This window comes from Sphingomonas sp. ASV193, assembly GCF_040203355.1.
Lineage (GTDB): Bacteria > Pseudomonadota > Alphaproteobacteria > Sphingomonadales > Sphingomonadaceae > Sphingomicrobium.
Genome location: NZ_JBEHBW010000004.1, coordinates 56,370 through 74,563 on the forward strand (window position 1 = coordinate 56,370; position 18,194 = coordinate 74,563).

Annotated in this window: 18 protein-coding genes and 1 tRNA gene; 10 read left to right on the plus strand and 9 right to left on the minus strand. The window is 69.3% G+C overall.

Going from position 1 to position 18,194, the window contains the following annotated elements:
• The first annotated feature begins 12 nt into the window (after positions 1 to 12).
• Complete coding sequence (locus tag ABDK56_RS08670; protein WP_349807868.1) at positions 13 to 2,736, plus strand: MSCRAMM family protein; 2,724 nt, start codon at positions 13 to 15, stop codon at positions 2,734 to 2,736.
• A 91-nt stretch (positions 2,737 to 2,827) separates the two neighbouring features.
• Here the strand turns inward: ABDK56_RS08670 and ABDK56_RS08675 are convergent.
• Positions 2,828 to 2,914 (minus strand) — tRNA-Leu (locus tag ABDK56_RS08675).
• A 157-nt stretch (positions 2,915 to 3,071) separates the two neighbouring features.
• Here ABDK56_RS08675 and ABDK56_RS08680 point away from each other — a divergent pair.
• Positions 3,072 to 3,353: a hypothetical protein gene (locus tag ABDK56_RS08680; protein ID WP_349807869.1), complete on the plus strand. Its 282-nt coding sequence runs from the start codon at positions 3,072 to 3,074 to the stop codon at positions 3,351 to 3,353.
• A gap of 7 nt (positions 3,354 to 3,360) precedes the next feature.
• Here ABDK56_RS08680 and ABDK56_RS08685 read toward each other — a convergent pair whose 3' ends face one another.
• Positions 3,361 to 4,218, minus strand: coding sequence for a zinc-ribbon domain-containing protein (locus ABDK56_RS08685; RefSeq protein WP_349807870.1), 858 nt, complete (start codon positions 4,216 to 4,218; stop codon positions 3,361 to 3,363).
• A gap of 113 nt (positions 4,219 to 4,331) precedes the next feature.
• Here ABDK56_RS08685 and ftsE point away from each other — a divergent pair, with 113 nt between their 5' ends.
• Genes ftsE through ABDK56_RS08710 form a run of 5 tightly spaced genes read left to right on the plus strand, consistent with a single transcriptional unit; the run spans position 4,332 to position 7,590 of the window.
• Positions 4,332 to 5,036 carry a cell division ATP-binding protein FtsE gene (gene ftsE, locus ABDK56_RS08690; protein WP_349807871.1) on the plus strand — a complete coding sequence of 235 codons (705 nt, stop codon included), beginning with the start codon at positions 4,332 to 4,334 and terminating at the stop codon, positions 5,034 to 5,036.
• A complete protein-coding gene (locus ABDK56_RS08695) occupies positions 5,033 to 5,908 on the plus strand; it encodes a cell division protein FtsX (RefSeq protein WP_349807872.1) in 876 nt (291 codons plus the stop codon). The genes ftsE and ABDK56_RS08695 overlap by 4 nt, the downstream gene beginning before the upstream one ends.
• On the plus strand, positions 5,905 to 6,435 hold the full coding sequence (locus tag ABDK56_RS08700) for a YdcF family protein (protein WP_349807873.1): 531 nt from the start codon (positions 5,905 to 5,907) through the stop codon (positions 6,433 to 6,435). The genes ABDK56_RS08695 and ABDK56_RS08700 overlap by 4 nt, the downstream gene beginning before the upstream one ends.
• A 1-nt stretch (position 6,436) precedes the next feature.
• Positions 6,437 to 7,129: a lysophospholipid acyltransferase family protein gene (locus ABDK56_RS08705; protein WP_349807874.1), complete on the plus strand. Its 693-nt coding sequence runs from the start codon at positions 6,437 to 6,439 to the stop codon at positions 7,127 to 7,129.
• A 23-nt stretch (positions 7,130 to 7,152) separates the two neighbouring features.
• The gene (locus ABDK56_RS08710) at positions 7,153 to 7,590 is read left to right on the plus strand and encodes a PaaI family thioesterase (protein ID WP_349807875.1); all 438 of its coding nucleotides are present in this window, start codon (positions 7,153 to 7,155) and stop codon (positions 7,588 to 7,590) included.
• Here the strand turns inward: ABDK56_RS08710 and pheT are convergent.
• The 3 genes from pheT to ABDK56_RS08725 are packed head-to-tail and all read right to left on the minus strand — an operon-like array spanning position 7,587 to position 12,467.
• On the minus strand, positions 7,587 to 9,956 hold the full coding sequence (gene pheT / locus ABDK56_RS08715; RefSeq protein WP_349807876.1) for a phenylalanine--tRNA ligase subunit beta: 2,370 nt from the start codon (positions 9,954 to 9,956) through the stop codon (positions 7,587 to 7,589). The two genes, ABDK56_RS08710 and pheT, sit on opposite strands and share 4 nt — an antisense overlap.
• The gene (gene pheS / locus ABDK56_RS08720) at positions 9,953 to 11,017 is read right to left on the minus strand and encodes a phenylalanine--tRNA ligase subunit alpha (RefSeq protein WP_349807877.1); all 1,065 of its coding nucleotides are present in this window, start codon (positions 11,015 to 11,017) and stop codon (positions 9,953 to 9,955) included. The genes pheT and pheS overlap by 4 nt, the downstream gene beginning before the upstream one ends.
• A gap of 46 nt (positions 11,018 to 11,063) precedes the next feature.
• Positions 11,064 to 12,467 carry a helix-turn-helix domain-containing protein gene (locus tag ABDK56_RS08725; RefSeq protein WP_349807878.1) on the minus strand — a complete coding sequence of 468 codons (1,404 nt, stop codon included), beginning with the start codon at positions 12,465 to 12,467 and terminating at the stop codon, positions 11,064 to 11,066.
• A gap of 136 nt (positions 12,468 to 12,603) precedes the next feature.
• Between ABDK56_RS08725 and aceA the strand changes: the two genes are divergently transcribed.
• From aceA to aceB, 3 genes are read left to right on the plus strand one after another with little or no spacing between them, the layout of a single operon-like run.
• A complete protein-coding gene (gene aceA / locus ABDK56_RS08730) occupies positions 12,604 to 13,878 on the plus strand; it encodes an isocitrate lyase (RefSeq protein ID WP_349807879.1) in 1,275 nt (424 codons plus the stop codon).
• Between the two features lie 37 nt (positions 13,879 to 13,915).
• Positions 13,916 to 14,110, plus strand: coding sequence for a DUF4170 domain-containing protein (locus tag ABDK56_RS08735; protein ID WP_349807880.1), 195 nt, complete (start codon positions 13,916 to 13,918; stop codon positions 14,108 to 14,110).
• Positions 14,107 to 15,675: a malate synthase A gene (gene aceB, locus ABDK56_RS08740; protein WP_349807881.1), complete on the plus strand. Its 1,569-nt coding sequence runs from the start codon at positions 14,107 to 14,109 to the stop codon at positions 15,673 to 15,675. Before ABDK56_RS08735 ends, aceB begins: the two co-directional genes overlap by 4 nt.
• A gap of 124 nt (positions 15,676 to 15,799) precedes the next feature.
• On the opposite strand, the gene rplT is transcribed toward aceB, so the two are convergent.
• The 4 genes from rplT to ABDK56_RS08760 form a co-directional block, all read right to left on the minus strand.
• Positions 15,800 to 16,168 (minus strand): 50S ribosomal protein L20, encoded by a 369-nt coding sequence (rplT, locus tag ABDK56_RS08745; protein WP_349807882.1) that lies wholly within the window; start codon positions 16,166 to 16,168, stop codon positions 15,800 to 15,802.
• 12 nt (positions 16,169 to 16,180) lie between these two features.
• Entirely contained in the window at positions 16,181 to 16,384 is a 204-nt protein-coding gene (gene rpmI / locus ABDK56_RS08750; protein ID WP_349807883.1) for a 50S ribosomal protein L35, read from the minus strand.
• Positions 16,385 to 16,528: 144 nt separating this feature from the next.
• Positions 16,529 to 17,188 (minus strand): SDR family oxidoreductase, encoded by a 660-nt coding sequence (locus tag ABDK56_RS08755; protein WP_349807884.1) that lies wholly within the window; start codon positions 17,186 to 17,188, stop codon positions 16,529 to 16,531.
• 44 nt (positions 17,189 to 17,232) lie between these two features.
• Positions 17,233 to 18,165: a ribose-phosphate pyrophosphokinase gene (locus tag ABDK56_RS08760; RefSeq protein ID WP_349807885.1), complete on the minus strand. Its 933-nt coding sequence runs from the start codon at positions 18,163 to 18,165 to the stop codon at positions 17,233 to 17,235.
• Positions 18,166 to 18,194: the final 29 nt, after the last annotated feature.

Sequence of the window (18,194 nt, forward strand, 5' to 3'; positions counted from 1 at the left end):
AGGCCGCAACCGATGGGCGCGCTGCGCACCCTGTGGCGGGCGATGGCCGCGCTGGCGCTGATCGGCGCCGGCGCGGTCCTTCCCGCGTCGTCGCCGGTCGGCGACGGCTGGCGCGCCGATCCCGAAGAACAATATAATCTGGACGTCTCGCTCCACCGGCTCCGGCTCGGCGACGGGGTGCGCGCCTACCAGGCGCCGATGGGCACCTGCCTCATCCTCGGGGACGTAGTCCAGGCGCTCGACGTGCCGATCAAGATCGACCTCGTCGCCGGAAAGGCGACCGGCTGGGCCTTCAGGCAGGAGCAGACGGTTGTCATCGACCGCGCCGCCTCTGCGGCGACGATCCGCGGCAAACGCGAATCAATTGCAACAAGCGCGATCCACGATGCGCCCGAAGGGTGGTGCGTCGACGGCAAGACGCTCGGACGCTGGCTCGGGATCGAGTTCACCGCCGACACCAACAATTCGATGCTGCTGGTCGAATCGACCCAGACGCTGCCGATCGAGGCGGCGATGGAGCGGCAGAACCGTGCGTCGGGCCTCAAATCGGCGGCGGCACTCGACCTTACCGGCGCGCCGCGCGTGCGGCTGCCGTACCGGATGTGGCGCGCCCCGGCGTTCGAATTCGTCGTCAATGCCGGCCTCACCTACAACGCCGGCAGCGGGGTTAGGGTCGACCGCTCGGCGGCGATGTTCATGGCCGGCGAACTCGCCGCCATGTCTTACAAGGCCTCGGCCAGCGGCGACCTGGCGGGCAAGCCGCAGTCGGTTCGAGCGACCCTCTACCGCGCCGACCCCGACGGCAACCTGCTCGGCCCGCTTCACGCCACCAACGTCGCGGTGGGCGACGTCGAGGGATTTCAGTCGGCGTTCGGCGGCAATGGCGACAATGGCCGCGGGGCGATGATCACCAACCGCCCGCTGGCGCACAACAGCCGGTTCGACCGCACTCAGTTCAGCGGCGACCTGCCCCCCGGTTGGGACGCCGAACTCTATCGCAACGGCGCGCTGGTCGGGTTCGACGGCGGCAAGTCGGGCGACCGCCGCTACCATTTCGACGACGTCGAGATGAGCTATGGCGAGAACGACTTCGAAATCATCCTCTACGGCCCGCAGGGCCAGGAACAGCATCGCCGAGAATCGATCGACGTCGGCCGCGACAATGTCCCCAAGGGCAAGCTGTGGTACTGGGTCGGCGCGCGCCAGCCGGGTACCGACCTGATCAGCTTCCACCCGCCGCCGGCGACCACGACCGACCCGGCGACGGGCGAAACGATCAGCCGGCGAGCCGTCTCACCCGGCCCCGAACTTTCCGCCAGCGCGGAATATGGCGTCAGCGAGCGACTGTCGGTCGCCGCCTTGGCGCAATCGGCGATGATCGAGGACGCACGGGTGACCTTCGTCGAGGGCGCGGTGCGCTACAGCCTCGGCAAGGCGATGGTCGAGACCGCCGTCGCGGTCGATTCGCGCGGGAAGTTCGCCGCGCGCGCCCAGATCGCGGCAAAATTCGGCCAATTCACCCTCAACGCGGCCAACAGCTTCACGAACGGCTTCGGCGCGGTCTACGACCGGGCGGCGAAGAGCGAGCAGACGCTCGGGGTCTCGGCGCCGCTGCGGCTCGGCAAGACTCTGGTCCCGGTCAGCGCCGACATCAGCCGGCTCGTCCGTGTCGACGGCAGCTCCGCGCTGGCCGCGAGCGCGCGGATCGGGGCGCAGATCGGCCGGTTCAACCTTTCCTCGCAAACCCATTTCGTTCGCGAACGCGCGCCGCCCGGCGAGGGCGGACAATCGAGCGACCAGGTCGATACCGAGCTGATCGGCACGGCGCGGGTCGGGGCGATCCGCTGGCGCGGGACCGCCCGCTGGGACATCGCCCCGGTCAAGCGGTTCGAAAATGCCGAGATCGAGGCGAGCTGGTCGTCGGGCGAGCGCGCCGAATGGCAGGCGGCGCTCGCCTATGACGCGCTCTACCATCGCGGGCGGGCGCGGTTCAGCCACATCCACCGCTTCTCGGTGGTCGATGCCGGGTTCACCGCCGAGGCGGCGACCGACGGGTCGATCGCGGCGGGGATCAGCCTCAGCTTCTCGCTGTCCCCATTTAACGGCAACGGCCTGCGCCCGACCCGCGAAAAGCTCGCCACCAACGGCGCCGTCGAGGCGCGGGTGTTCGAGGATCTCAACGAAAACGGGAAATACGACCCGGGCGAGCCGCTCGAACAGAAGGCGATGGTCACGACCGGCTCGCACGAGGTGTTCAGCGCGACCGACCGGCGCGGCGAAGTCACCGTCGGCGGCCTCGCCCCCTACCAGCCGATTCCGGTCGGAATCGACCAGACCAGCCTCGACAATCCCGCGCTGACCCCGGCCAAGGCAGTGCAGGTGGTGGTGCCGCGGCCGGGAACGGTCACCTTCGTCGACATCGCGCTGGTCGGCGGCGGGTCGATCGAGGGCGCGCTGATGCGCTCGGACCAGCGCGAGATCGAGGGCGCCGACATCGAACTGGTCGACGAGGCGGGCAAGGTCGTCGCGACCACCCGGTCGGACATCGATGGCTATTTCCTGTTCGAGCGGGTGAAATACGGTCGCTATTCGCTGCGGCTAAGCAAGGGGAGCGCCGCCGCGCTCAACATGCCGGTCGACCTCGGCAAGGCGGCCGAGGTCAATCGCGACCATCCGTTGCTGCGGATGGGCTCGATCATCGTCACCGCGCTGCCGAAGCTCGCCTCGGCCAACTGACCGGACAGCTTCGCGTTAACCAGAAGTCGTGCCGCACGACTTTTCGATTTCGATGGGATTTCCAGGGGCTTGGCCTGTTCAGGGAGCAGGCTGGTGCGGTCGAGAAGACTCGAACTTCCACGTCCTTTCGGACACAACGACCTCAACGTTGCGCGTCTACCAGTTCCGCCACGACCGCACGTGCCCCGTCGTGGCGATGATCCGCCCCGACCCTGGTAAGGCGCGGCCTCTAGCAAAGCGATTTCGCGCGCGCAACTGCGCGCCGCACGTCCCTTGGCGGGACATTGGTAAAGGCGCTGTTTACCTTTGTCCGCGCGGCGCGTTAGGTCGGCGGCATGGGACTGGCGCTCTCACTCTTGGCCATGGCGGGTGCCACGCAAGGCGTCCCGCACGGCACGCCCTCTTCACGCGCGCAGCCGGCGGCGCCCGCCTTTCAGCACAGCCCGGTGTTCGCCGCGCGCGGGAGCGCGACGGGTTACGCGACCGTAACGATCCTCCGCGCGGTCGAGGTCGGGCCGGGCCGTCCCGCGCCGGGCAAGGGGATGACGCCGCGACTGGTTACCGCGTCGGGGCCGGGCAACAGCGCCCAGCAGGTGCTCGCCTACGAATTCGAGTGACGGCGGGTCAGCCCGCCGCGTTGCCGCCGAGGATCAGGCTGACGTCGTCGCCGCCCTTGGGCACTTCGACCGCGCTGTTGAAGCTCGCGCTTGCCCCCGCGGGAAGCGACCGCGCCGGGGGCGAGATCGTCCAGCCGTAAACCAGCTTGCCGCCGTCGTGGTTGCGAAGCTCGGCACGGATCGGGGGGATGACCTGTTCGCCCTGGCTCGGATTGATCACCCGCCCGCTGATCGACACCAGCTCGTTGCCGCTCGGCATCTGCTGCCGGTCGCGGGTGGTGACCATGATCTTGAGCGGGGTCGGGCCGCTCGACGCGATTCCGACCCGCGCCTTCAGATTGTCGGGGGCAAGGAACCAGAAGGCCGCCGCCCCCGCCGCGATCAGCACCAGCAGCAGAAGGAGCAGCATCGGCCAGCGCCGCTTGGGCGCCTCGTCCCACTCCTCGCGACCCACCGGCTCGCGGCCCCAGTCGTCGTCGGGCTCGGCCGCGATCGGGGTGGCGGATACGGGCTCGGGATCGACCAGCGCCGCCTGTTCGACCGAGGCGCTTTCCTCGATCACCGGCTCGGGCGCGTCGGCGATCTCGTCATGGGCGATCGCCTGTTCGGGTTCGTCGGCGTAAGCGGGAGGCGCGTCGTCCGCCATCGCCGGAACCGGCGGTTCGGCGACGGTCGAGGCATAACCTGCATCGACGGCCTGCGCCGGCCCGACGGCAAGCGCCTCGCCATCGCTCTCGGCCGCCGGCTCGGGGTCCTGGTGCCAGCTATGCTTGCACGACGCGCAGCGCACTTGCCGCCCGCCCGCCGGAATGGCGCCGTCCTTGACGACATATTTGGTTTCGCATTCGGGGCAGGTCAGGATCATGCGTTATCCCGCTGTTCTGTCATACTTCGGTAAACAGCAATGGCGCTCGCTTGGCAAGGCGGCTCCCCCTGTGCGACAGACGGGATCAAGAGGGGGAAGGGAGCCCGGTTTTCTTGGCGACGATTGCCGAATTCGATCGGGTCGGCCTGCGCTACGGCACCGGGGCCGAGGTTCTTCGCGACCTCGACTTCCGGCTGGCGCGCGGGGGCTTCTACTTCCTCACCGGTCCGTCGGGCGCGGGCAAGACCTCGCTGCTCAAGCTGCTCTACCTCGCGCAGCGTCCGACCCGGGGACGGATCCGGCTGTTCGACGAGGAGTTGAGCGAGGCCGACCGCGACGCGCTGCCCGCTTTTCGCCGCCGCATCGGGGTAGTGTTTCAGGATTTCCGGCTGATCCGCCACCTGTCGGCGTTCGACAATGTCGCGCTCCCGCTGCGGATCGCGGGGGGCAGCGAGCAGGAGGTCGAGGGACCAGTGCGCGAGATGCTCGCCTGGGTCGGGCTCGCCGATCGCGCCAGCGCGCGGCCGGCGACGCTTTCGGGCGGGGAACAGCAGCGCGTCGCCATCGCCCGCGCGGTGATCGGGCGCCCCGAGCTGCTGGTCGCCGACGAACCGACCGGCAACGTCGACGCGGCGATGGCGACCCGGATCCTCCACCTGCTGACCGCGATGAACCGGCTCGGCACCACCGTGGTGGTCGCGACCCACGACCTCGGCATCATCGCCGCGACCCCCGGCGCGCAGCTGATCCGGCTCGAAAACGGTAACCTCGTCGATCCGACCGGGGCGCTGCGCAACCCGCCGGTGGCCGCGCGATGATCGGCCCGTTCGCCGCCACCCCGCCCGAACGGCGCCTGCTTCCCGCCGGGCGGGGCGGCGCGACCGCGTGGCTGCTGACGATCATGGTGTTCGTCACGCTGGTCGTCGCCGCCGCCGGGCTCGCGCTCTCGGCCAGCGCGCGCAAGGTCGGCGATGGGGTTCGCCACCGCTTCCTGGTCGAAGTGCCCGACGGTGCCGCCGCGCTGCCGCGCCTGACCGCCGCGCTTCGCGCCACGCCGGGCGTCACGCTGGTCGCGCCGGTGCCGGAGGCCGAAGTCCGCGCGACGCTCGCCCAGTGGCTCGGCCCGCTCGCCCGCGACGAGGCCGCCGACCTGCCGATCCCCGCACTGGTCGACGTCGACCTCGCCCCCGGTGCCGATCCCGCCCCGCTCGCCGCCGCGGTCCGCGCCGCCGCGCCGACCGCGACGCTCGCCGCGAACGAGCAACGACTTGGGCCCCTGCTCGGCACGCTCAACGCGCTCTCGCTCGTCGCCGCGGGGATCGTGCTGCTGGTGATCGCCGCCGCCGCCGCCGCGGTGATCCTCGCGACGCGGAGCGCGCTCGCCGCGCAGCGTGGAACGATCGAGGTGATGCACGGGATCGGCGCGACCGATGCCCAGATCACCCGGCTGTTCCAGCGCAAGATCGCGATCGAGGCGCTGGTCGGCAGCGGTATCGGCACCGCCGCCGCGCTGGTGGTGCTGTTGCTGCTGGTGGCGGGCGGGCTCGCGGGGCTCGGGCAATGGACCGGCGGGGCGCTGCTCGGCTGGCCCGAATATGCCGTGCTTGCCGCGCTCCCCGCCGGGGTGGTGATTCTTGCCGCGGTCATTGCACGAAGGACGGTGCTCGCTACCTTGCGCGAGACCTTATGATCGCCCGCCTGCTCTCGATCCTCCTGCTGCTCTACGCGCTCGGCTTCGCGCTGTTCGCGGTGACGCTCGATCGTCCCGCCGACGCGTCGGCGAAGGACCAGGCGATCGTCGTCATCACCGGCGGCGCGGGGCGGATCGAACGCGGCGCGGCGCTGATGAAGGCCGGCGCGGCGCAGCGGATGCTGATCGCCGGAGCCGACCCGTCGGTGACCAAGGCCGACCTCGCCCCGCGCGTCGGCAGCGCGTCGCTGCTCGCCTGCTGCATCGACATCGGTACCGAATCGGTCGACACCCGCTCGAACGCCGAGGAGGCCAAGCGCTGGCTCGACGCCCACCATTTCACCCGCTTCCGGCTGGTCACCAGCGACTGGCACATGCGCCGCGCGGCCTATGAGTTCGAGCATCTGCTCGGCGACGGATACGCAATCCGGCTCGACGCGGTGCATACCGAGCCGAACCTGATGACGCTGTTCGCCGAATATAATAAATATGTCCTTCGCCGGCTAAGCGTCTGGCTCGACGTCTGAGATGATCGCGCTCCGCTCGGCGCTGTTCGCGCTGCTCTTCTATCCCGGCACGCTGCTTTACGTGCTCGCGACGATCCTCGTCTCGCCGCTCGGCACCGCGCCGGTGCGCAAGGTGGTGCACGGCTGGTCGGCGTTCCACTGGTGGCTGGTGCGCCACGTCGTCGGGCTCGACGTGCGCTGGGAGGGCGAGATCCCGCGCGGGCCCTACCTGATCGCGGTCAAGCATCATTCGATGATGGAGGCGGTCGACACGCTCCGCTTCGGCCACACCCCCGTGGTGGTGATGAAGCGCGAGCTTACCTCGATGCCGCTGTTCGGCTGGGTGACCCGCCGCTACGGCGCGATCGGGGTCGACCGCGAGGCGGGTGCGGCCGCGCTTCGCGAGATGATGAAGGAAGCCAGGGCCGCCGCCGCCTCGGGCCGCCCGGTGATCATCTTTCCCGAGGGCACCCGGGTCCCGTTCGGCGCCGAGCCCCCGCTCCAGCCGGGCTTCGCCGGACTCTATCGCGCGCTCGCCCTGCCGGTGATTCCGGTCGCGCACGATGTCGGGCGACTGTGGGGCAAGGGTTTCCTCAAGCGCTCGGGGCGCGTGCGCTTTCGCGTCGGCGACCCGATCCCGCCCGGCCTCAAGCGCGACGACGTAGAGGCGCGCGTCCACGCCGCGATCAATGCGCTAGGACCGGTTGTGGATTGAAACCGATCCGCTAGGGTCGGCGCATGAACATCTTCGACGACCGCCCCGGGATCGACCAACTCCGCGCGATGATGGCGACCGGGCAGGGGCCGAGCATCGGCGCCACCCTCCACTTCCGGCTCGAAGAGGTCGAGGAAGGCCGGGTGGTATTCACCGGCCACCCCGGCCCGCACGCGACCAACCCGATCGGGACGGTTCACGGCGGGTTCGCTGCGACTCTGCTCGACAGTGCGTGCGGATGCGCAGTGCATAGTCGGCTCAGCGCGACGCAGGGCTATACGACGCTCGAGCTCAAGGTCGCCTACCATCGCCCGCTGTCCGCCGACAGCGGCCCGGTCCGCGCGATCGGCGAGTTGCTGAGCTTCGGTCGCCGCGCGGCGTTCGCCGAGGCCAGGCTGATCGACGAGCGCGACCGGCTGATCGCCAGCGCGACCTCATCGCTCCTGGTATTCGAGCGTTAGCCGCGGAGCGCCGCGCCGAGCTTGGCGGCGGCGGCGACGATCCGTTCGGAGATCGCGGCGAGTTCGGCCTCGGTGAAGCTTTTCTCGCCCGGTTGCATCGTCACTTCGATCGCCAGGCTCAGCGCATCGCCGCCGTCGTAGCGGTCGAACAGCCGCGCGTCGGTGATCGCCGCCTTGTCGGCGCCGCGGACCGCGCGCACCAGCGCGTCGGCGCTGAGCTCGAGCGGAACGGTGAAGGCGTAGTCGCGGGTGACCGCCTGCAGCGCGGGAGGCGTGAAGGCGACCCGCGCCCGCTCCTTCGCCCGCGCCGCGGGGATGGCGTCGAGGAAGATTTCCGCCGCGACCGTGTCGGTCGGCAGGTCGAGCGTCTTCGCCAGCGCCGGGTGAATCTCGCCGAAATTGGCCAGCACCGCCTTGCCCAGCCTGAGGCTCGCCGAGCGGCCGGGGTGCCATGCCTCGCCCGCGCCCGGCGTCAGCTGGAGGCTGGCGACCGGCGCGCCCGCCGCCTCGAGTAGCGCGACCGCCTCGGCCTTGGCGTCGAACGCGTTGAACCGCGCCGCCTTGCCGGCCTGCCAGCCGCGCGCGCGCTTGTCCCCCGCCAGCAGCAGGGTAAGCGTCGGCTTCTCGCCCTCGGCGAGGTAGCGTCGCCCGATCTCGAACAGCCGGATGCTCGCCGCGCCGCGATCGCGGTTGCGCCGCGCCGCCGCCGCCAGCCCGGGCAGCAGCGAGGGGCGCATGACCTTCATCTCTTCGCTGATCGGGTTGGCGATGGTGAACGCGCCGCCCCCGAACGCCGCAGCCTCGGACGCGGCGATGAAGCTCCACGTCACCGCCTCGTCGAGCCCGCGCGCGGCGGCGGTGCGGCGCATCTTGCGCTCGATCGCCTGCGCGCGCGTCGCGGTCGGCCGCGCGACCCCGTCGGGACGCGGCAGCGGGGTCGATGGGATCGCGTCGGTCCCGACCATGCGGACAACTTCTTCGACCAGGTCGGCCGGACCGCTGACGTCACGACGCCAGCTCGGCACGGTCACGGTCCAGTCGCCCGCGACGCCGAAGCCCAGACGTTCGAGGATCGCGCGCTGCTCGGCCTCGGGCACCTCGACCCCGCCGAGCGCCGCCGTCCGCGCCGGGTCGAACGAAATCGTCCGCGCGCTTACCGGCGGCGTTCCCGCGCGCGTCACGCCACTGGCGGCGCCGCCGGTATGGTCGAGCACCAGCCGGGTGGCGAGGCTCAACCCCTCGTCGAGGAACGCCGGGTCGACCCCGCGCTCGAACCGCTGGCGCGCGTCGCTGGTCAGCGTCAGCCGCTGTCCGGTCAGCGCGATCCGCTCGGGATCGAACCATGCGCATTCGATGATCACGTCGGTCGTCTCCGCCGACACGCCCGACTCTTCGCCGCCCATGATCCCGCCGATGTCGTGGACCTTCGACGCGTCGGCGATCACCGTCATCGTCTCGTCGAGGGCATAGGTCCTGCCGTTGAGCGCCAGCACGCTCTCGCCCGCGCGGGCCCGCCGCGCGACCAGCCCGCCGTCGAGCTTCGCCGCGTCGTAGACGTGGAGCGGTCGGCCGAGGTCGAGGGTGATGAGATTGGTGATGTCGACCAGCACCGAGATCGGCTTCTGCCCGACCGCCTTCAGCTTCTTCTGCAGCCAGTCGGGCGACGGCCCGTTGGTCAGCCCGCGCACCGCCTGCGCGTAGAAGGCGGGGCAGCCCTCGCTGTCCTCGGTCCGGACGTCGGGGCCCGGCGCCTCGCCCGCGACCGGGTCGAGGCTCTGCTGGCGATAGACCTCGTGCAGCGGGCGGAGCGTGCCGAGTCCGGCCGCAGCGAGGTCGCGCGCGATCCCGCGTACCCCCATGCAGTCCTGCCGGTTGGGGGTCACCGCGATGTCGAACAGCGCGTCGTCGAGCCCCGCCCACTCGGCGTAACCCGCGCCGACCGGCGCGTCGGCGGGAAGCTCGATAATCCCGTCATGGTCCTCGCCGAGCTGGAGCTCGCGCGCCGAGCACATCATCCCGTTCGATTCGACCCCGCGGATCGTCGCCTTGCCCAGCGTGAACGCCGGCCCCGGGACATAGGTCCCCGGCCCGCCGAACACGCCGACCAGCCCTTCGCGGGCATTGGGCGCGCCGCACACGACCTGCATCGGGCCGTCCCCGGCATCGACCGACAGCACCTGCAGCTTGTCGGCCTGCGGGTGCGGCGCGGCGCTCAGCACGCGCGCGATGCGGAACGGGCCGAGCAGCTCGGCCGGGTTGGTGACGCTCTCGACCTCGAGGCCGATCGAGGTCAGCCGCTCGGCGATGACGCTCGGCGCGGCGTCGGTATCGAGATGCTCCTTGAGCCAGCTATAGGTGAACTTCACGCGCCGACTCCCCCGCTGAGCGTCGGCACGTCGAGCGCGCGGAAGCCGTAATGCTTAAGCCACCGGAGGTCGCCGTCGAAAAAGGCGCGCAGGTCGTTCATGCCATATTTGAGCATCGCCAGCCGGTCGACGCCGGTGCCGAAGGCGAACCCCTGCCACTCGTCGGGGTCGAGCCCGCAATTGGCGATGACCTTGGGGTGCACCATCCCGCTGCCGAGCACCTCGAGCCAGCCTTCGGACCCGCCGACCACGCGGCGGCCCTTTTCGGTCGACCAGCCGATATCGACCTCGGCCGACGGCTCGGTGAAGGGGAAATAGCTCGGGCGCAGGCGGATGACGATATCGTCGCGCTCGAAAAAGGCCTTGAGGAACGTCTCGAGCGTCCACTTGAGGTGGCCCATGTGGATGCCCTTGTCGATCACCAGACCCTCGATCTGGTGGAACATCGGGGTGTGGGTCGCGTCGCTGTCGCTTCGATAGACTCGCCCCGGGGCGATGATCCGGATCGGCGGCGGGCTGGCCTGCATCGTCCGGATCTGGACCGGCGAGGTGTGAGTGCGGAGCACCAGCGGACGGCCATGCTCGTCGACCTGGTCGAGGTAGAAGGTGTCCTGCATCGCCCGCGCCGGGTGGCTCTCGGGGATGTTGAGCGCACTGAAATTGTGCCAGTCGTCCTCGATCTCGGGCCCTTCGGCGACCGCGAATCCGAGATCGGCAAAAATTTCCGCCAGCTCGTCCATCACCTGGCTGACCGGGTGGACGCTGCCCGCGGGCGCCGCCTCGACCGGCAGCGAAAGATCGAGCCGCTCGGTCGCCAGCCGCGCCTCGAGCGCCTCCGCCTCGAGCGCCGCTTTGCGTGACGTCAGGGCGTCGCTCACCGCCTCGCGAAGCGCCTGAATCTTCGGCCCCTCGACCGAGCGGGTCGCCGCGTCCATCGCACCGAGCGTCTTCAGGAGCGCGGTGACGCTGCCCGACTTGCCCAGCGTCTCGACGCGCAGCTGGTCGAGCGCACCGAGGTCGGGCGCGGCGGAAATGCGGGCGATCAGCGTGTCACGGTCCATCGGCAGGCGCCTTAGCGGCACGCGCGCGGCGGCGCAAAGGTCGCGGTCAGCCGGCGACGAACGGGAAGGGCGAGATCGTCTTGCGGCTGCGGTCGACCGCCAGCATGCGTCCGGTCGGCGGGGTCGCCCGAAGCGCGCAATCGACCCGCGGACACGCCGCGCAGGCCGGGCCGACCGGGGTGACCGGCGCGTTGGCGAGGTCGTAGGCCTCGGCGCAGTGCAGCTTGTGTGCGTGGCTGATGTCGCAGCCCAATCCGATCGCGAGCAGCCCGCCGCTGATCTCGGCCTTGATCGGTCGCTCAATCGTCCGCGCCACGGTAAAGAAGCGCTGGCCGTCGGGGGTCTCGATCAGCTGGGTGACGACCTGCCCCGCGGCCTGGAAGGCGGCGTGGAGGTTCCACTTGGGGCAGGTCCCGCCGAACCGGCTGAACGGGAACTGGTCGCCGGCATAGCGCTTCGAGATGTTCCCCGCCGGGTCGACCCGAAGCATGAAGAAGGGGACGCCGCGATGGCCGGGGCGGTTGAGCGTGGTGAAGCGGTGCGCGACCTGCTCGACATTGGCGCCGAACTCGCCGCACAGATGGTCGATCGAATAGCGCATGTCCTCGCACGCCTTCAGGAAGCGTCCGTAAGGCATCATGATCGCGCCGGCGGCATAGTTGGCGAGGCTCATGTGGAGCAGCTGGTGGATCCCCGGGTCGGGCGGCGCAGCCTTTTCGACCATCCGGTCGATCACCCCCGCGAACTCGACCAGCGCGAGCTGGTAGGCGAGCGCGAACGTGCGGTTCTCGAGCTTCAGCTGCGAGGAGATCAGGAAGCGGCGGCGATCGGCGTCATAGTCCTGGCTGACATTGCCGAGCTCGGCCTGCGGCACTACCCGCGCGTCGATCCCCCACGCCTCCTTCAGCCGGCGGCGAAGCGGCTCGGCCATCGACAGCGGGTCGCTGAGCGCCCCGCCGAGCGTTTCGGCGGCTTCCTCGAGCGCGGGATAGTGGTTGCGATGCTGCTGGATATAGTCGCGGACCCAGCTTTCGGGGGTGACCGCCGAACGGATGTCGCCGTCGCCGCCGGTCTCCAGCCGCGCGCCGCTTTCCTGGACGATCCGGTAGAGCCGCGCGATCGCGTCGGCGACCGACGGCGCGTTGTTGGCGAGTTCGACCAGCTCGTGGCGCGGCACCCCCAGATCGCGAAGCATCGCGTCGGAGAAGATCTCGGTCAGCGCTTCGGGACTGGTGCGATGGCCGCCGCCTGCGGCGAAGGCCCGGATGTCGACCTCGTACTGCTCGGCCAGCCGAAGCAGCAACGCCGCGGTGACCGGGCGCTGGTTGCGCTCGAGATGGTTGAGGTAGGACGGGCTGACCCCGAGCGACTGCGCCATCGCGGTCTGCGACAGGCCATGGTCGCGGCGCAGGCGGCGAAGGCGATGGCCGAGGAAGAGCTTGGTCGACATGCCTCGAAGGCTGTCAATTTCCGACGAGATTCACAAGTCAACTTGTGACAATCGCGCGCTTTTCGTCGTGACAGCTTGGAGAATCTCGCGCCTTTTCGTCGGGCAGATCCGCATCTCGCGGACCAGGAGTCGCCCGATGGCAAGTTTTGACCAGTTCGTTCCCGCCCCGACCGGCCGCTTCGACGGGATTGCCCGCCCCTACGGTCCCGAAGAGGTGGCGCGGCTGCGTGGCAGCTTCGTCCCCGAATGCAGCTTGGCGCGGAAAGGCGCGCTGCGGCTGTGGGAACTGCTTCGGACCGAACCCTACATCAACGCGCTCGGCGCGCTGAGCGGCAACCAGGCGATGCAGATGGTCCGTGCCGGGCTGAAGGCGATCTACCTCAGCGGCTGGCAGGTCGCGGCCGACGCCAACACCGCCGGGGCGATGTACCCCGACCAGTCGCTCTACCCGGCGAATGCCGGGCCCGAGCTGTGCCGCCGGATCAACCGCACCCTCCAGCGTGCCGACCAGATCGAGCATATGGAAGGCGGGGCCAAGCGCGACTGGTTCGCGCCGATCGTCGCCGACGCCGAGGCCGGCTTCGGCGGCCCGCTCAACTGCTTCGAGATCATGAAGGCCTATATTGAGGCGGGCGCCGCCGGGGTTCATTTCGAGGACCAGCTGGCGAGCGAGAAGAAGTGCGGCCACCTCGGCGGCAAGGTGCTGATCCCGACCCAGGCGCACATCCGCAACCTCGACGCGGCGCGGCTGGCGGCCGACGTCATGGGGGTGCCGACCGTGCTCGTCGCCCGCACCGACGCCGAAAGCGCGCGGCTGATCACCAGCGACATCGACGAGCGCGACCATGAATTCCTGACCGGCGAGCGGACCGGCGAAGGCTTTTTCCGCCTGAAGGAGGGCAGCGGTATCGATCATTGCATCAAGCGGGGAATCGCCTTCGCCCCCCACGCCGACCTGCTGTGGTGGGAGACCAGCAACCCCAACCTCGACGACGCGCGGCGCTTCGCCGAGGCGGTGCAGAAGGCGGTCCCGGGCAAGATGATGGCGTACAACTGCTCGCCCTCGTTCAACTGGGAAGCGAAACTCGACAAGGACGACATCGCCCGCTTCCAGCGCGAGCTTGGCGCGATGGGCTACAAGTTCCAGTTCGTCACGCTGGCGGGGTTCCACCAGCTCAACCACGGCATGTTCGAATTGGCGCGCGGCTATCGCGATCGCGGGATGGCCGCCTACTCCGAGCTCCAGCAGGCCGAGTTCGCCAGCGAGGCCGACGGTTATACCGCCACCCGCCACCAGCGCGAGGTCGGCACCGGCTATTTCGACGCCATCGCCACGGCGGTGTCGGCGGGACAGGCCTCGACCACCGCCTACCGCGAATCGACCGAGGCGGACCAGTTCGCCCACGCCTGAGCGAATGACGAAACATAGAGACCAAGGGAGCAACGACATGGCTTCACGTTACTGGATCGTCGGCGGCGACTATGCCGACTGCGACTTCGACCGGATCGTCCCCGGCAGCGAACAGGTCCACGGGCCGTTCGGCAGCGAACGCCGCGCGCAGACCGAGTGGAAGCGACTGACCTTCCGCGACCGCAACCCGGCCAGCCGACGCTATTCGATCGCCGCCGAGTACGGTCGATGAGCGAGACCATTGACCGTCCGCGCGCGGTAGCGGCGGTGAGCGGGATCGCGCGCGCCGGCGAGGTGCTGACCGATTCCGCGCTGGGGCTGGTCGCCGAGCTCCACGACCGATTCGACGCGCGGCGCCGCGACCTGCTCGACGCGCGCCGCGCGCGGCAGGAGCGCTATGCGGCGGGCCACCGGCCCGACTTTCGCGACGATACCGCCGACATTCGCGAATCGGGCTGGACGATCGGGGCGATCCCGGCGGACCTCACCGACCGGCGGGTCGAAATTACCGGCCCGACCAACGCCAAGATGGTGATCAACGCGCTCAACAGCGGCGCGAAAGTTTTCATGGCCGATTTCGAGGACGCGACCGCGCCGCGCTGGGACGAGCTGGTACAGGGGCAGCTCAATCTCAAGGACCGCTGGACGGGCCGGCTGGCGTTCACCGATTCGGCGAGCGGCAAGCGCTACGCGCTCGGCCCCGACCCGGCGGTGCTCGTCGTCCGCCCCCGCGGCCTCCACCTCCCCGAAGACCATGTCACGGTCGAGGGCGAGGCGGTCGCCGGGGCGTTGTTCGACGCCGCCACCTACCTCGCCAATTGCGCGCACCTGGCGATCGAGCGCGGCAGCGGCCCCTATTTCTACCTGCCCAAGCTCGAATCGATGGAGGAAGCGGCGCTGTGGAGCGACGTCCTCGCCCATTGCGAGACGGCGCTCGGGCTGGCGCGCGGGACGATCAAGGTGACGGTGCTGATCGAGACGCTGCCCGCGGCGTTCGAGATGGACGAGATCCTCTACGCGCTGCGCGACAACATCGTCGGGCTTAATTGCGGCCGGTGGGACTATATCTTTTCGGCGATCAAGCGGATCGGCGATTCGCCCGACTGGCTGACCCCCGACCGCTCGGCGATGACGATGGATAAGGCCTTCCTCGCCGCCTACTCGCTGCGCCTGGTCGCGACCTGCCACCGACGCGGGGCGTTCGCGATGGGCGGGATGGCCGCCTTCATCCCGGTGAAGGGCGACGAGGCCGCCAACGCCGCGGCCTTCGCCCGGGTCAAGGCCGACAAGGAACGCGAAGTCCGCAACGGCCACGACGGGACCTGGGTCGCGCACCCCGCGCTCGTGCCGGTGGCGATGGAGGCGTTCGCCGCGATCGACGGGCCGAACCAGCTCGGCGTGATGCCCGACACCCTTCCCGACCGCGCGGCGATGCTGACGCTTCATGACGGCCCGCGTACCGAGGCCGGAGTGCGCGAGAACATCCGGGTCGCGATCCAGTATATCGCCGCGTGGCTCGGCGGGCGCGGCGCGGTGCCGCTCTACGATCTGATGGAAGACGCGGCGACGGCGGAAATCTGCCGCGCGCAGCTGTGGCAATGGCTGAAATATGAAGCGCCGATCGACGATGGCCGCCATCTGACCCGCGACCTATTCGAACATTGGCACCAGGAAGAGGTTTATGCGCTCGGCGACCTCGCGCACCTGCCGCAGGCGGCGAAGCTGCTCTATCAGCTCGTCACCTGGAAGCGGTTCGAGGAGTTCCTGACCCTTCCAGCCTATCGCCAGCTTCATTGAGTCCATCAGGCGGGGCCAGGTCGATCGACTGGTCCCGCTGTTGGATCGCCTTTCCGTCGCTCCCTGACGAAAAAGGGCGCCGGGATGGCTCCCGACGCCCTTCAAATCCGCAATCGAAGGAGGCTTAGGCCGCCTTCTTGTCCAGCGCACCCTTGGCCTGGGCGATGATCGCGCTGAACGCGCCGCCTTCGTGCATCGCGATGTCGGCCAGGACCTTGCGGTCGAGATCGACGCCCGCGAGCTTCAGCCCGTGCATGAACTGCCCGTAGGTCAGCCCCTCGGCGCGGACCGCGGCGTTGATCCGCTGGATCCACAGCGCGCGGAAGCTCCGCTTCTTCACCTTGCGGTCGCGATAGGCGTACTGCCCGGCCTTTTCGACCGCCTGGCGGGCGATTCGGATCGTGTTCTTGCGACGGCCGTAATAGCCCTTCGCCTGTTCGAGGATCCGCTTGTGCTTGGCGCGGGTGGTGGTGCCGCGTTTGATTCGTGCCATCTCGCCTGCTCCTTACTTGAGGCCGTAGGGGGCCCAGGCCTTGACGCGCGCCGTATCGGCGTCGGCGAGGACCTCGGTGCCACGGTTCTGGCGGATGTACTTGGCGTTGTGGCTGATCAGCCGGTGGCGCTTGCCCGCGACACCATGCTTGATCTTGCCGGTCGCCGTGAGCTTGAAGCGCTTCTTGACGCCGCTCTTGGTCTTCAGCTTGGGCATTTTCGTCTCCTTGTTGCCCGCGCTGGCACAGGCCAGGGGGCGACGTTTTCAACCTGCCACGGCAGCCCTAACTGGCCGGGCCGGTTGTCTTTCCAACGATCTGGAAGTGGCGCGCCTATAGCAGCCGCGCCGGAGAAGGCAAGATCACCAGGCGAGCGGCTTGCCCGTGTAATCGCGGAAACTGCCGGTGTCCGCGATCGACAACGCGTCGATCACCTGGCGCATCCCGGCGATGCTCTCGCGCGGCTGGACCGGGGCGCTCTGGCCGCCCATGTCGGTCGCGACCCAGCCGGGGTGAAGCACCGCCATTGCCACCCCTGACACGCGATTCTCCTGCGCGAGGACGTGCCACGCCATGTTGAGCGCCGCCTTCGACGAGCGGTAGGGGATGTAGCCGCCGCTCGCGTCGTCGATGCTGCCCATCAGGCTCGAGATGGCGATCGCTTTGCCCTTCACCTCGGCCAGCCGCGGCATCAGCGCCTGCACCAGCAGGGCGGGGGCGACGGTATTGATTCGCAATAGCGCAGCCCATCGCTCGCCCGCCTCCGCAGACGACGCCTCGGTCGGTCCCATCTGACCGGCGTTGGCGATCAGCAGGTCGAGCGGGCGGTCGATCCGCGACCCGAAACCGGCAACCGCTGCGAAATCGTCCATGTCGAGCGCGAACAGCTCCGCCCCGGTCGCGGCGAGGTCGGGGGCGTCTCCCCGCGCGGTGGCGATCACATCCCACCCTTCGGCGGCATATTGTTTCGCGAATTCGAGGCCGAGGCCACGCGCGGCGCCGGTGATAAGGACGGTTGGCATGAATATCTCCTTCGTCCCGCCAGATGGGGACGCGGAGAGGCGAATCAATCGAACAGCGAGCTGACGCTGCTCTCGTCGGCGATGCGGTGGATCGCCTCGCCGAACAGCGGCGCGATCGTCAGGCGGCGGATCTTGTCGCTCGCCTGCTCGGCATCGTGGTGGATGGTGTCGGTGACGACCAGCTCGCCCAGCACCGAGGCGGCGACGCGCGACACCGCCGCGCCGCTGAGCACGCCGTGACTACAGTAGGCGAGCACCTCGGTCGCGCCCTGTTCCTTCAGCGCGGCGGCGGCGTTGCACAGCGTCCCCGCCGAATCGACAATGTCGTCGACCAGCACGCAGCAGTGGCCCTCGACGTCGCCGATGATGTTCATCACCTCCGATTCGCCTGCCTTCTCGCGCCGCTTGTCGACGATCGCCAGCTGGGCATTGTCGAGCCGCTTGGCGAGGCTGCGCGCGCGGACCACTCCCCCGACGTCGGGCGATACGACCATCAGCTTCTTGCCTGCGTGGTGCGCCTGAATGTCGGCGGCCATCACCGGCGCGGCCCAGAGGTTGTCGGTCGGGATATCGAAGAAGCCCTGGATCTGCCCGGCGTGGAGATCCATCGTCAGCACCCGATCGGCACCGGCGGTGGTAATCAGGTTGGCGACCAGCTTGGCCGAGATCGGGGTGCGCGGGCCGGGTTTCCGGTCCTGCCGAGCATAACCGAAATAGGGGATGACCGCGGTGATCCGCTTGGCCGACGCGCGCTTCAACGCGTCCATGCAGATCAGCAGCTCCATCAAATTGTCGTTGGTCGGGTAGCTGGTCGACTGGACCACGAACACGTCCTCGCCGCGGACATTCTCGTGCACCTCGACGAACACTTCCTCGTCGGCGAAGCGGCGCACGCTCGCCTCGGTCAGCGGGATTTCGAGATAGTCGGCGATCGCCTTCGCCAGCGGGAGATTCGAATTACCGGCCAACAGCTTCATCGGTCGCCCCTCGCGAAGTTTCGTCCCCT

Coding starts and splice junctions, on each gene's coding strand:
- ABDK56_RS08755 (WP_349807884.1), bottom strand. CDS start 17,188: ATGCCAACCGTCCTTATCACCGGCGCCGCGCGTGGCCTCGGCCTCGAA.
- ABDK56_RS08695 (WP_349807872.1), top strand. CDS start 5,033: ATGATCGGCCCGTTCGCCGCCACCCCGCCCGAACGGCGCCTGCTTCCC.
- ABDK56_RS08760 (WP_349807885.1), bottom strand. CDS start 18,165: ATGAAGCTGTTGGCCGGTAATTCGAATCTCCCGCTGGCGAAGGCGATC.
- pheS (WP_349807877.1), bottom strand. CDS start 11,017: ATGGACCGTGACACGCTGATCGCCCGCATTTCCGCCGCGCCCGACCTC.
- ABDK56_RS08670 (WP_349807868.1), top strand. CDS start 13: ATGGGCGCGCTGCGCACCCTGTGGCGGGCGATGGCCGCGCTGGCGCTG.
- ABDK56_RS08685 (WP_349807870.1), bottom strand. CDS start 4,218: ATGATCCTGACCTGCCCCGAATGCGAAACCAAATATGTCGTCAAGGAC.
- rpmI (WP_349807883.1), bottom strand. CDS start 16,384: ATGCCCAAGCTGAAGACCAAGAGCGGCGTCAAGAAGCGCTTCAAGCTC.
- rplT (WP_349807882.1), bottom strand. CDS start 16,168: ATGGCACGAATCAAACGCGGCACCACCACCCGCGCCAAGCACAAGCGG.
- ABDK56_RS08735 (WP_349807880.1), top strand. CDS start 13,916: ATGGCTTCACGTTACTGGATCGTCGGCGGCGACTATGCCGACTGCGAC.
- aceB (WP_349807881.1), top strand. CDS start 14,107: ATGAGCGAGACCATTGACCGTCCGCGCGCGGTAGCGGCGGTGAGCGGG.
- ABDK56_RS08705 (WP_349807874.1), top strand. CDS start 6,437: ATGATCGCGCTCCGCTCGGCGCTGTTCGCGCTGCTCTTCTATCCCGGC.
- ABDK56_RS08725 (WP_349807878.1), bottom strand. CDS start 12,467: ATGTCGACCAAGCTCTTCCTCGGCCATCGCCTTCGCCGCCTGCGCCGC.
- ABDK56_RS08700 (WP_349807873.1), top strand. CDS start 5,905: ATGATCGCCCGCCTGCTCTCGATCCTCCTGCTGCTCTACGCGCTCGGC.
- ABDK56_RS08680 (WP_349807869.1), top strand. CDS start 3,072: ATGGGACTGGCGCTCTCACTCTTGGCCATGGCGGGTGCCACGCAAGGC.
- aceA (WP_349807879.1), top strand. CDS start 12,604: ATGGCAAGTTTTGACCAGTTCGTTCCCGCCCCGACCGGCCGCTTCGAC.
- ABDK56_RS08710 (WP_349807875.1), top strand. CDS start 7,153: ATGAACATCTTCGACGACCGCCCCGGGATCGACCAACTCCGCGCGATG.